This is a genomic window from Aureibaculum koreense, from assembly GCF_034296135.1.
GTDB lineage: Bacteria > Bacteroidota > Bacteroidia > Flavobacteriales > Flavobacteriaceae > Aureibaculum.
The window spans coordinates 89,956-103,792 of the sequence record NZ_JAXKVV010000005.1 but is presented as its reverse complement, the minus strand read 5'-3'; the positions used below and the strand labels follow the sequence as shown (position 1 = coordinate 103,792).

Here is a 13,837-nt window from a genome sequence, read left to right as displayed (position 1 = left end):
ACAATAATGGCAATAGTAGGAAACAAAGAGTATTATAAAGGGATAGGTGAAATTAAGTTTGAAGGAAAAGAATCAAACAATCCATTGGCATTCAAATATTATAATCCCAAGAAAGTGGTGGCAGGCAAAACCATGCGTGAGCATTTTAAATTTGCCATTGCGTATTGGCACACCTTCTGTGGTACTGGAGGGGATCCTTTTGGTCCTGGTACACAAAATTTTGAATGGGACAAATCTTCTGACCCAGTTCAAGCTGCAAAGGACAAAGCTGACGCCGCATTTGAATTTATCTCTAAAATGGGATTCGATTATTTCTGTTTTCACGATTATGATCTGATTCAAGAAGGAGCAACGTTTGCTGAGTCTGAAGAAAGATTAAATACAATTACAGATTATATTAAAGAAAAACAGACAAAATCTGGTATTAAATTACTTTGGGGAACCGCTAATTGTTTTTCAAATCCACGTTATATGAACGGTGCAGCTACTAATCCTGATTTTGATGTGGTTGCAAGAGCAGGAGGGCAAATTAAATTAGCGTTGGATGCCACAATAAAATTAGGCGGTGAAAACTATGTATTTTGGGGAGGTAGAGAAGGTTATATGTCTTTATTAAATACCGATATGGGTCGTGAATTAGATCATATGGGGCAGTTTTTATCTATGGCTAGAGATTACGCACGTAGTCAAGGTTTTAAAGGAAACTTTTTTATTGAACCGAAACCTATGGAACCCATGAAACACCAATACGACTTTGATACAGCAACAGCTATTGGTTTTTTAAAAGAATATGGATTGGATAAAGATTTTAAAATTAATATAGAGGTAAACCACGCTACACTGGCCCAACATACTTTCCAACATGAAATGGAGGTAGCGGCAAAAGCGGGAATGTTGGGCAGCTTAGATGCCAACAGGGGCGATTATCAAAACGGTTGGGATACGGATCAATTTCCAAACAACATCCAAGAGACAACCGAGGCTATGTTGGTATTTTTAAAGGCTGGGGGCTTGCAAGGTGGCGGTATCAATTTTGACGCAAAAATCAGAAGGAATTCAACGGATTTGGAAGATGTTTTCCATGCTCATATTGGCGGTGCAGATACTTTTGCCAGGGCATTATTAATTGCCGATAAAATTATTACATCTTCACCTTATGAGAAATTAAGAAAAGAGAGATATAGTTCTTTTGATACTGGAAAAGGGAAAGATTTTGAGCAAGGCAAACTTAACCTTCAAGATTTATATAAGATTGCCCAAGAAAATGGCGAACTATCGTTAAAAAGCGGTAAACAAGAACTTTTTGAAAACATTATTAATCAATATATTTAATCTAAAATAATCAACATACAAAGGTTAGTATTGTTCAGGTTACAATCAAAATCCAATCAAGAAAGTGTTACTTCCAAAAACAAATCATTATTTGGTTTAACGACTAGTTTACATTTAAACTTAAAAAATCTTGTAGGTGATAATGGAAAAGTATTTGGTCCAGAGCATTTCGGATATTCTGCACAAGCAAACATGTTAGGTGTTAAATTCATAAACCAAACAATCTTGGCAAAAACATTGATATTTCTTCGATGTAAGTAATCAACATCAACACAGCTACCATAATTGCTAAAAACGGTAGCAAAGGTCTTATTACCTGTGTAACCGAAACTTTTGCAACGCCACTGCCCACAAAGAGCAGCGTACCTACCGGCGGTGTACAAACACCAATACACAGATTTAATACGATTACGATACCAAAATGTACCTGATCCATCCCTAAAGCGGTTACTACTGGAAGAAAAATTGGGGTAAATATCAAAACGGCAGGTGTCATATCCATAAAGGTGCCAATAATTAGTAAAATAATATTGATTGCTAAAAAGATAGCAATTTTACTGTTTAACGATTCTAACAGAAAAGAACTGATCATTTCAGGAATACCCTCAAAGGAAAATAACCATGACATTGACATAGAGGTACAAATTAAAAACATAACCACGGCAGTTGTTTTTGCACTAGCCAATAATATGTTGGGGAAATCCCTCATTTTCATGTCCCCGTAAATCAAAGCCAATATTGCGGCGTATAATACTGCAATTACGGATGCTTCCGTAGCTGTGAAAACGCCCGCAACAATTCCTCCAACTACAATGACAAGGAGTAACAAACTGAAAAAAGCTTTTCTGAAAAAAGTCCAAACTTCTAAAAAAGTAGCCCGCTGTCCTCTTTTAAAATTTTTGCTTATCGCAATAAAGGCGACATATCCCATAATGGCAAAACCCAATAAAATTCCTGGTAAATAACCCGCAATAAAAAGGGCTGCCACCGAGGCTGTTCCACCACTTGCCAAAGCATATACAATTAGAATATTACTTGGTGGAATTAACAATCCTGTAGTTGATGAGGTTATATTTACGGATGCACTTAAAGTTCTTGGGTAGCCTTCATCTTCCATTCTATCAGTCATAATTGAACCAATTGCGGATGCTGCTGCAAGAGCTGAACCTGAAATTGCTCCAAAAAGCATTGAAGCCAATACGTTTACATACGCCAACCCACCAGGAAGGCTCGCCACCAGAGATTTTGCAAAATTTATGAGTCTGTTGGCAATACCACCACGATTCATAATTTCCCCCGCCAATATAAAAAACGGAATGGCCAATAGAGCAAAACTGTCAATTCCCGTAGTCATTCGTTGTGCAATGGTTGTTAAACCTGGCAAATTATCAATATTCAACAATAAACTCAGCGTGGTTGAAATACCGATACTATATGCAACAGGTACTTTTAATAATAATAGCACAAAGAAACTAACAAATAAAACAATAATACTTATAACTTCTATGCTCATAATTAATTACTGGTTTCGTTAGAATATATTGTTGAAATATGATAGATGGAAAAGCACATAATAAGCAATCCGCTAAAAGGCATAATGGCATAAACATAACCCAACGGGATTCTTAAAGTACCAGAAAGTTGCTCTAAGTGTAAGGTGGTATAAACTAAGTTGGATCCTCCGATAACCATAACAATGAGTGCAAAAAGAAATATAAATAGCTCTATGAGAATGGATGCTTTTCTTTTATTGGCCATAGAGAGTTTTTCATATAAAAAATCCATGGAAAGATGCTCTCTTTTTGCATTGAGATAAGCTGCTCCTAAAACGGTCATCCAAATCAGTGAAAAGCGAGCGAATTCTTCCGTCCAGGAAAAAGATTCCCCTATAATATACCTGGAAAATACCTGAAATAATACGTCCAGCACTAACAGTGCAAAAATTATAATTAGAAACCATTCCAGTATTTTATTGACCTTATTAAAAACGAGTTCGGATGTTTTCATACCTATTGATTTTTAATTTGATTTACAGTATCTTCCATTTCTGGATATTCCTTAACAAATTCTTCTACAACCGATTTCGACTTTTCTGCAAACAACGATTTGTCGGGAATTATAATTTCCACCCCTGCTTCTTTGGCAACTCGCATTGATTCTTCAACAGAATCGTTCCAAAATATTTTTTGGGCTTGGGCAGATTCGTCTGCTGCTTCTTGCACCCATTTTTTTTCTTCATCGGATAATTTATCCCAATATTTTGTGCCAATTAATAGTACATCTGGCACTGCGGAATGTTGGTCCAACGTATAATATTTACTGATTTCGTAATGATTTGAAGAAACAAACGACGGCGGATTGTTTTCTGCACCATCTACAACCCCTTGTTGAATTGCCGTATAAAGTTCTCCGTATGCTAATGGTGTTGCCGAACCACCCATAGCGTTTACCATATTAATAGCCATTTGGTTGTTCATTACCCTAATTTTAAGTCCTTTTAAATCTTCGGGGGTTCTAATTGCTTTGGTACTGGTATAAAAACTTCTGCTACCAGCATCGTAATAGCAAAGGCCACGTAACCAAAACTTAGAGCCTTTTTCTAATATGGATTTACCAATAGGTCCTTCTAAAACTTCAAATTGATGGTCTTTGTCTCTGAAAAGATATGGAATTCCTAAAAGATGGTATTCTGGCACAAAATTGGACAATGTGGCTGCACTCACCTTGGTGGCCGCAACACTACCAATCTGTAGCAATTCCAATACTTCTCTTTCAGAACCTAATTGTCCGTCAGGAAAAATCTTGACTTTTAAAGTACCTCTGGATTTTTTCTCCAAGGCTTTCTGAAATTCCACTATGCCTTTGTGAACGGGATGGGACTGTGGTAAACTATGGGCTAAATAAAGCACCCGTGTGCCGTCATCTTTTTTGCAAGATGAAATAATTCCAAAAAGAAATATAATTAGTATTAATTTATACTTCATATTATTTAAAATTGAAATAATTTACCGCATTGTGATAGCAAATATTTTGTATCATCTTACCAAGGAATTCCATGTCTTTGGGCACAAGTCCGTTTTTGACATCTTCTGCTACTAAATTACATAAAATTCGCCGAAAATATTCATGTCTCGGAAAAGATAAAAAACTACGGCTATCCGTTAACATTCCAACGAATCTACTTAAAAGACCCATATTAGAAAGTGCATTCATTTGCTTTTCCATACCGTCTTTTTGGTCTAAAAACCACCATCCAGAACCGAGTTGCATTTTTCCTGGAATTCCACTTTCACTATAATTCCCCATCATTGTTGCAAATACTTCATTCTGAGATGGGTTTAAATTATAAACAATGGTTTTACTCAAAGAATTTTCAGAATCTAACTTGTTAAACAATTTTGACATTGCATCAGCTTGTCTAAAATCACCAATGGAATCGCAACCTACATCTGCACCAACTTCTTTTAGTAAGCGGTTATTATTGTTGCGTAAGGCTCCCAAATGAAATTGTTGTACCCAACCTTTAGCGTGATACATCTTGCATAATTTATATAAGATGCATGAAGCATATAAATTTGCCTCTTCCTTGGTTATTTTTTGGTCATTTAATCGTTTTTTTAAGATGACATTTACCTCTTCCTCAGTAAAATCATAGGCGTAAATTTGTTCTAAGCCATAATCCGACAAACGACAACCGTGTTCATTAAAATATTTTATTCTTCTTTGAATCGCTTCTAATAAATTATCTAGATTCTCAATAGGAAACCCAACACATGTTTCTAATTTTTTAATATAATTAGAAAAGGTATCCTTTCCGATCAAAAGCAAAGTGTCTGGCCTAAAAGTTGGGAATACTTTAGTGTAAAAACCCAACTTGGCTATTTCTTTATGATATTTTAAATCATCAATTGGGTCGTCTGTGGTACATACAACCTGAACTTTCATATCTTCTAAAAGCTGTGCCGGTGTTTTGTTTTCTAAAACTGCATTGGCCTTTTCATAAATAGCTTTTTCAGTGCTTGGCTGCAAAACATCATCTATTTCAAAATATCGTTTTAACTCTAATTGCGTCCAATGAAATAATGGATTCCTTAATGTATAAGGTGAGGTTTCTGCCCATTTCTCAAATTTTTCTTGTTTTGATGCGTTTCCGGTTATATATTTCTCTTCAATACCATTTGCTCTCATTGCACGCCATTTGTAATGGTCTCCACTTAACCATGCTTCAGTAATATTTTTAATAGGTAAGTTGTCCGCTATTTGTTTTGGAGATAGGTGATTGTGATAATCTATTATCGGCATAGCTGCCGCGTAATCATGATACAGCATTTCTGCCTCTTTTGAGTTGAGCAGAAAATTATTTGTAATAAAGTTTTTAGAATTTATTTGTTTCATTCATCTAAGCTTTTAGAAATTCCCAATTCCAATCCGCGTAATTCTGCCAGACCTCGTAGTCTTCCAATTGCCGAATATCCAGGATTGGTTTTTTTATGCAGATCGTCTAACATCTGATGTCCGTGATCAGGACGAAATGGTATTCTTACGTCCTTTCTTCCTGTCTTTTTTCTTTTTCGTTGTTCCAAAATCAAGGCTTTCATAACCCCGTACATATCTACATCTCCATCTAAATGATCAGCTTCGTAAAAATTGCCCATTTCATCTCTTTTTGTGCTTCTTAAATGTATAAAATGAATTCTATCGCCCAAGCTTTCCACCATTCTCGCCAAATTGTTATCTGTTCTTACCCCCAACGACCCTGTACAGAATGTCAATCCGTTATTTGGGCTGTCAACCGCTTTATAGATGTCGATAATGTCTTGTTCCGTACTCACAACTCTTGGCAATCCTAAAATAGGATATGGCGGATCATCAGGGTGAATGCACATTAATACACCTGCTTTTTCTGCTGTTGGAATAATTTGCTCTAAAAAATAAAAAAGATTTTCTTTTAAATCTTTTGAACCGATGTTATTGTAAGTTGCGAGAATGGTATTGAATTCTTTTAAAGTGTAACCTTCTTCTGCTCCGGGCAAGCCCGCAATAATATTTTTAATTAAAAGTTTCTTATCCGCTTCACCCATAGTTTTGAACATGGCCTCAGCAGCATCCAATTGTTTTTTAGTATAACATTCTTTTGCTCCAGGTCGCTTCAACAAAAAGACCTCAAAAACCGTGAACGCTATTGCATCAAAACGTAATGCTTTTGAGCCGTCTTCCACTTCAAATGTTAAATCGGTTCTTGTCCAATCCAGAACTGGCATAAAGTTGTAACATACAATATCGATACCACACTCACCTAGGTTAGTAAGTGTTTTCTTGTAGTTTTCAATGTACGATTTATAGTTACCTGTTTGGGTTTTAATATTTTCGTGAATAGGCACACTTTCTACGACCGACCAAGTCAACCCCGCTTGTTCAATGGTCTGTTTACGTTTATTGATTTCTTCAATCGGCCAAACTTCACCGTTTGGAATATGGTGCAATGCGGAAACTATTCCCGTTGCCCCTGTTTGTTTTATATCTGACAATGTTACAGGATCATTCGGTCCGTACCAACGCCATGTTTGTTCCAAGTTAATCATTTTAAAATTAATGATACCCAAATATAGATAATATTCGTGTACGTACACGAGAATTAAGACAACATATAACCATAAAAAAAGTCCATCCGTTTATGACACGATGGACTTTCTATTTTTAGAAAAATAGACTTTTATGATTTTAATATCTCAATCATAATATCCAATTCACTTACCAATTTATCATTAGATCCGCTAAAACCAACAGATTTGAATTTAATATTACCGTCAGGGCCAATGATAACTTTCATAGGGATGCCAGTAACCCCGTATTTCTTGGCAACCTCGAAGTTGTTACTATCTTCTATCATATTGTCGTATAAAACGTGAAAGTCGTATTTGTTATCTTTAATAAAATCCGTAACCAATTTTTCTCGATTATCCCCACGTTCAAATGTATCTATAAACAGTAATTTTACATTTTTATCGTCTTTGTATTTTTCAACAACTTGCTGCATGCCCGGGAACGATGCCTTACAAGGACCGCACCAAGTTGCCCAAAAATCGATGATTACAGTTTTCCCTTTTAGAGAAGATAGGGTAACGTCTTTTCCTTCGGTGTCTTTAAGTGTGAAATCAGAGGAAGGCTCGTCCAGCATTTCCTTTTTAACCTCTGCTATTTTCTTCTCACGTCCTATTTTTTCTAATTTTGCAAGAGCAGTATTCGCATCGCCACCATCAAGATTATTTTTTGAAAACGCCAATTTGTAATTTTCTTTTATTTTAGACGTTCCTTGTCCTTTTTTTATAAAATTTTCAGCTTTTTCCATTGCAACATCATACTGCTCGTCCGCCATCAAATAATCGATATATCTTTCATTTACTTCGGCAGTTTGTCCTTTGTCATAAATTCTTTCTTGATAGCTAATGGCTTCTTTTACTTTACCTTGTTTAAACAAAATAAGGGCGTATGTATCCGCCACCATATTATAAGTACCATTAATATTGTTTTTGAATTGATTTTCGGACATATAATCCGGTTTGTCTGTTGGATTATCTTTTAAACTTTGCATCAAATCGACCGATTTTTTAGAGATTTTAGCTGCAAAGTCCAAATTCTCTCCTTTTTCTGCCAAAGGCCAAGCAATATTATTATACAATCCTGCTTTTGACTGTTTATTGGTTATTTTATTGGCATATTCATCAAACTTATCGGTATTGCCATTTGCATGATATTGCCTTGCTAATGTTTGAGCCATATAACCGCCAACACCTTCCAAGTCATTATATTTGTTCAAATATTCATTAAAAACCTCTTCCTTACTGTCCAAATCTTTTGCGTCAAAAAACTTTTTACCATAACTGTTTTTTACAATTTTTCCATTAGGGAATTTATTAATTGCAATTTCCGAAATAGAATCAGATAACGCGGTATTATTTAGTGTTCTATTTAGGTTTATTAAATCAGAATATTCGTCCTCGGTTAAATCGCTTTTAGCCGATAAAGTTGCTAAATAATCCTTAATTTGTTTTTCACCTTCAACTTTATCATTTCTATAGAGCAAATTTAAATAAGTTGTATTCCATTTATCTTTAAGTTCTGGGTGATTGGTTAAATCTTCCTTAATATCCTTAAGTATGCTGTCCTTTTCTTTTTTTATCCCATATTGCTCACCGAAATACATCGCGTATAAAGCAAGTGAAGCTTTACTTCCAGCGATAATATCACCTTCATTATTATGAAGTGGTATCAAATATCCATTCTTATTATTATCATCGTATTTATCATCTATCTTAAAATTAAAAGCCACAGCTTGTGCCGAATCGGGAATAGTTATAGTGGCTTTATTGTCTTCCGATAAATTTATATCAGCAGGAAAAGCTCTACTATTTACCATGTAATAATACAAACCTTCAACTTCTTCACTATCACCATTATAGGCAATATCAACAGCATCTCCAGCCATTAATTTTTCCTTTGACAAACTAAAATCCCCTAATATCAATTCAGTTTGTGTTGTTTTATCTTTTTTACAAGCCGTAAAAACCAATATTGCCAATACAATAAATACTCCTATTTTTTTCATGATAAATATGATTAAATTTGAAGCGTTAAAGTTAAAAAATATTTCCTGTTAACTCGTCTTTTGGAGTTGAAATTTAGATGTGTACAAAGTATTGAACAAAAAAAAGCCCACTCTTCAGTGGGCTAATCTTCTCTAACTAAACTATCAACTTAAACTAAATTTTATACTATGAGTGATTTTTTTAGGGAAGCGAATTTGCCTAAGCTAGTCAGACAAATTCACATAAAAATTATAGCAATTTTCCCATTTTTCGCTTTTATACCGTTGTTGACTTTAAATTTGGTAATAAATGTTTCTTTTTAGTGACTTTTAAAAAGTTTACTTTATGTTTCATTTATTAAATTCCTGTCAAGAGTATTAAAAGTTTTATTTTTTTTAACTAATTAGTTTCGACTCTTCAAGTATAAAACAACAACCGTGCTAAAATTCCTACCACAACTTTATAAAATTTTAGAATTGATTACAAATAACTGTATATCAATATTTTAAAATTATAAAAAATTCTTATTTTTTTTGATTTTTAATTTATAACATTGAATTTTGCTAACTTTAATCTTATTTAAAATCAATCAATTTTATAAAAAAGGCTTTTGTTAACCTTTCTTATAATAAATTGCTGTAAAGGCTATAATCATATATTTCTAACCTCTAAAAACAATAATTTATACCACTTTGTAGTTATTAGAGTGTTTATAAATGGAAATACTTTAAGAAATAGCCAGACTAATTGTACTTCCATTTGCTATTTAAAAGAACCATAAATCAACCAATACTAAATAAATTTTATCAACTATATGGTACAATCTTTAAATACAGATGTTTGTGAAGAACATATTTTTTCCAATATATTCAAAACCCTCTCTAAAGACGTACATAATTTTTTGCGTTATAAATATGGGGATAATTTAAACCCAAAAGATAAAGTACAAGAAGCTTTTATTAAACTTTGGGACAATTGCAAGAAGGTTTCTCCAGAAAAAGCGAAATCTTTTTTATTTACAACGGCAAACAATATGATGCTTAACGAGGTTAAACATCAAAAGGTTGTATTAAAGCATCAACAAGTTAAGCCAAAGCATTATACCAATGAGAACCCGGAGTTTATAATGGAGGAGTCCGAGTATATGAAAAAATACCAACGGGCATTAGGTAATTTAACCGAGGCTCAACGTGAGGCTTTTTTAATGAATAGAATAGAAGGTAAAAAACATAAAGAAATTGCCGAAGAATTAGGTATCTCTAGAAAAGGTGTAGAAAAGAGGATTTATGGTGCTTTAGAGAAATTGAGAAAAGAAATTGACGGAATTTAATTTATATTAAGTAGGAATTTATGCGAAGTAATTGTTACATATGTGAAGTAGCCCTGAAAAGAATTAGAAAACATTTAATACCTAGGGTAGGAAAAACCAGACTTCAGTTGTTATGTAATAAGAAACATTGATATGAAAAAAGAACTTTTAATACAAAAATGGTTAGACGGAGAGCTAAACGATGCCGAGCTTACAGCTTTTAAGGCATTGCCCGAGTACGCGTCTTACACTAAACTCTCTGAAAAGGCAAAGCTTTTTGAGGATACATCTTATGATGTAGAATTAGAATATAGCAAAATAAATGCTATAATTAAAGAACGTCGGCAAGAAACCCCTGTAAAAACATTGAATTGGATAAAACCTCTAATGCGGGTAGCTGCCATCTTTATAGTTGGTTTGGCTATTTATTATGCTCCTTTATATGGAGATACCACTACGGTTAAAACATTGGCAAGTAACCAAACTACTGTTCAATTACCTGACAATTCCAGTGTAAAGCTGAACGCAGCTTCATCTTTACAATACAAAAAAGGTGATTGGAAAAACAACAGAGAAGTGAATTTAGTTGGTGAAGCATTTTTCGATGTTGCCGAAGGATCACAATTTGACGTAAACACTTGGTTAGGTAAGGTAAGCGTTCTGGGTACACAATTTAACGTTAAACAACGCGTTAACTACTTTGAAGTTACCTGTTACGATGGCTTAGTGAGCGTAAACTACAAGGGAATGGAAATTAAGCTTTCAGCAGGTAAATCTTTTAAAGTTATTGGTAACGAAACTTTTGAAATTGAAACCCAAGACTCATTACCTACGTGGTCAAGTAAAAATATGAGCAGCTTTAAAAGTGTTCCATTTAGTGAGGTTATTAATGAATTTGAAAGACAATATAATATTAAAGTGGAAACCAAAAATGTAGATACAAGCCAATTATTTACTGGTAGTTTTGCATTGAACGACAAAGAATTAGCTTTAAAAGCGATAACTTTACCTTTACAATTGAAGTATAACGAAGAAAATAAAACCAAAATAGTTTTAACCAAAGAGTGATAAAAAAAAAGTTACTTCTCAGTATAATTTTTTTTTCTCTTTTTTGCATAACTTCAATATCAGCCCAAACCAAAAAAGATAGGCAGTCGCTTATCAAAATTTTAGAAAAATTAGAGTCGCGTTTCGACTCTAATTTTTCGTTTATAGATAAAGATATCCGCAACATTTATATTGAGCCCCCAGCAGATACGCTCAATTTAAAAAACTCAATTGATTACTTACGGAATAACACCTCTTTAGTATTTACGGTGATTGGGAGCAATTATATTACCATTACAAAAAATAAGGACAATTTATTCTCTATTTGTGGGTATTTGATGGACGGCACCACTAATTTCCCTATTGAAAGTGCCGTGGTACAGTTTAAAGAAGCCTCAACGATTACCGATAGTGTAGGCTATTTTAAACTTGAAGACCTTTCCCTAAACGATATGGTTACCTTTAGGCATATTAGTTATGAAATCTTTACCGATTATGCCAAAAACTTAAAAACAAAAGATTGCGAAGTTGTTTTTTTGGAATCGAAAATTGAAAACCTTAATGAAATCATACTTAAAGACTATATTACCGAAGGTATCAATAAAGTAATAGATGGCAGTATTAGTGTTAACTATAAAAACTTCGGTACCGTTCCAGGTCTTATTGAAACGGACGTTCTGCAGACTATACAAGCAGTTCCGGGAATTCAAAGTATTGACGAAACGGTTTCTAACATTAATGTCAGAGGCGGTACACACGATCAAAACTTAATTTTATGGGATGGAATAAAACTCTACCAATCTGGACATTTTTTTGGTCTAATTTCTGCGGTAAACCCACGTATAACAAAAAAAGTAAAGCTCTATAAAAACGGAACACCTACGATGTATTCCGATGGAATTTCTGGTACCATAGATATGGAGTCAGAGAGACGAATCAATAAAGTATTGAATGCGGAAACTGGACTTAATTTTATAAACCTGGATGCTTTCGTTGATATTCCTATACATAAAAAATCATCTTTGCAGATAGCCTCTAGAACCTCTGTAAACGAGTTTTTAAACACGCCAACCTATACCCAATATTTTGACAGGGCTTTCCAGAATACCGATGTGGTAACAAGTACGAACAATACCAATAGTACGGACGAAAAATTCAATTTTTACGATGTAAGTATGCGATGGCTGTACAAAATTTCCGAAAAAGACAATATAAGGGCGAATTTTTTACACCTCAAAAATAACCTGACCATTAGTGAAAATGCTTTTGGTGGTGGGCAATCATCGTCTCGCGAAAGCTCAATTGACCAAAGCAATATTGCCGGTGGTTTAGAATACAAAAGAAGATGGAACCAAAAATTTCAGACCACGGCACAACTGTATGCAACTTCCTATCAATTGGATGGGACTAACTTTGATATTATTAAAGAACTTGTTTTAAATCAAAAAAACAAAGTTGTTGAGGTAGGGGTAGATTTAAATTCGAGATTAGAGCTAAATGATTATTTTACAATGTTTAATGGTTATCATTATAAAACAACAGAAATAACAAATGCCGATAAAATAAACTTTCCGGTTTTGGACACTATTGTTAAGGAGACTGTTCAATCCCATGCTTTATCATCTACGGTAGCTTACAGGTCTGAGGGCGGAAAAACAAGTATAAACCTAGGTGTCAGAGCCAATTATCTTACTGCTTTTGATAAATTTATTATTGAACCACGACTGAATTTTAATTATAGAATAAATGATAAAATTACAATAGAAGTTTTGGGCGAACTTAAAAGCCAAACCACTACTCTGGTCAATGATTTTAGAAATAATTTTTTAGGTATTGAAAGTAGAAGATGGACATTGGCAAATAACGGTTCTATCCCCATACTAAAAAGTAAACAAATTTCTTTGGGTTCCAATTATAGTTATAACAGCTTACTGGTTAATGCCGAAGTTTACTATAAAAGTGTAGATGGAATTACGACGCAAAGTCAAGGATTCCGTAATCAATATGAGTTCATAAATACTGTAGGCGAATATGATGTCATGGGTTTTGATTTTATGGTAAATAATAGATTTGGTAAATTTAATACTTGGTTAAGCTATTCTCTAGCGGACAACAACTATACATTTAAAGAACTGGATAATCAGAATTTTCCAAGTAATTACGATATAACACATACGGTTTCAATAGCTGGTGGTTATAATTTTGAAAACTTTAAACTATCCGCAGGTGCCAATTGGCGTACAGGTAAACCTTTAACAAAACCAAAGGTCGGTAATGAAATTTCAAACAATAGTATCAATTACGAATCCGCCAATAGCGATAATTTGGCATCATATTTCCGAGTGGATGCATCTGCTATTTACGATTTCAATTTCTCAAAACGGATAAGGGCTCAAGCTGCGGTATCCGTATTGAATGTTTTGGACAAAAAAAACATAATAAATACCTATTATTTAATTGATGAGGATACAAATGAGGTTGATACCATAAATACCTATTCTTTAGGTATTACGCCAAATGTGGCATTTAGGGTGTTTTTCTAGTCTCTCTTTACATTTTTTAT

General features: G+C 34.0%; 10 protein-coding genes. 4 read left to right on the top strand and 6 right to left on the bottom strand.

What is annotated here, in order from left to right; all coding sequences use genetic code 11:
- Nucleotides 1-6: 6 nt before the first annotated feature.
- Complete coding sequence (xylA, locus tag UMM65_RS06505; RefSeq protein WP_321975683.1) at nucleotides 7-1,332, top strand: xylose isomerase; 1,326 nt, start codon at nucleotides 7-9, stop codon at nucleotides 1,330-1,332.
- Nucleotides 1,333-1,540: 208 nt separating this feature from the next.
- On the opposite strand, the gene UMM65_RS06500 is transcribed toward xylA, so the two are convergent.
- The 6 genes from UMM65_RS06500 to UMM65_RS06475 all read right to left on the bottom strand — a co-directional run bounded on the left by UMM65_RS06500 (nucleotide 1,541) and on the right by UMM65_RS06475 (nucleotide 8,938).
- Complete coding sequence (locus UMM65_RS06500; protein WP_321975682.1) at nucleotides 1,541-2,845, bottom strand: TRAP transporter large permease; 1,305 nt, start codon at nucleotides 2,843-2,845, stop codon at nucleotides 1,541-1,543.
- A 2-nt stretch (nucleotides 2,846-2,847) separates the two neighbouring features.
- Nucleotides 2,848-3,339: a TRAP transporter small permease gene (locus UMM65_RS06495; protein WP_321975681.1), complete on the bottom strand. Its 492-nt coding sequence runs from the start codon at nucleotides 3,337-3,339 to the stop codon at nucleotides 2,848-2,850.
- A 2-nt stretch (nucleotides 3,340-3,341) separates the two neighbouring features.
- A complete protein-coding gene (locus UMM65_RS06490) occupies nucleotides 3,342-4,316 on the bottom strand; it encodes a TRAP transporter substrate-binding protein (RefSeq protein WP_321975680.1) in 975 nt (324 codons plus the stop codon).
- 1 nt (nucleotide 4,317) lies between these two features.
- On the bottom strand, nucleotides 4,318-5,727 hold the full coding sequence (gene uxaC, locus UMM65_RS06485) for a glucuronate isomerase (protein ID WP_321975679.1): 1,410 nt from the start codon (nucleotides 5,725-5,727) through the stop codon (nucleotides 4,318-4,320).
- Entirely contained in the window at nucleotides 5,724-6,911 is a 1,188-nt protein-coding gene (gene uxuA, locus UMM65_RS06480; protein ID WP_321975800.1) for a mannonate dehydratase, read from the bottom strand. The genes uxaC and uxuA overlap by 4 nt, the downstream gene beginning before the upstream one ends.
- Before the next feature lie 134 nt (nucleotides 6,912-7,045).
- Nucleotides 7,046-8,938: a TlpA disulfide reductase family protein gene (locus UMM65_RS06475; RefSeq protein ID WP_321975678.1), complete on the bottom strand. Its 1,893-nt coding sequence runs from the start codon at nucleotides 8,936-8,938 to the stop codon at nucleotides 7,046-7,048.
- A 794-nt stretch (nucleotides 8,939-9,732) separates the two neighbouring features.
- On the opposite strand from UMM65_RS06475, the gene UMM65_RS06470 reads away from it, so the two are divergent.
- From UMM65_RS06470 to UMM65_RS06460, 3 genes are all read left to right on the top strand, one after another.
- The gene (locus UMM65_RS06470; protein WP_321975677.1) at nucleotides 9,733-10,248 is read left to right on the top strand and encodes an RNA polymerase sigma factor; all 516 of its coding nucleotides are present in this window, start codon (nucleotides 9,733-9,735) and stop codon (nucleotides 10,246-10,248) included.
- A 132-nt stretch (nucleotides 10,249-10,380) separates the two neighbouring features.
- Nucleotides 10,381-11,295 (top strand): FecR family protein, encoded by a 915-nt coding sequence (locus tag UMM65_RS06465; protein ID WP_321975676.1) that lies wholly within the window; start codon nucleotides 10,381-10,383, stop codon nucleotides 11,293-11,295.
- The gene (locus tag UMM65_RS06460) at nucleotides 11,292-13,817 is read left to right on the top strand and encodes a TonB-dependent receptor (RefSeq protein ID WP_321975675.1); all 2,526 of its coding nucleotides are present in this window, start codon (nucleotides 11,292-11,294) and stop codon (nucleotides 13,815-13,817) included. Before UMM65_RS06465 ends, UMM65_RS06460 begins: the two co-directional genes overlap by 4 nt.
- Nucleotides 13,818-13,837: the final 20 nt, after the last annotated feature.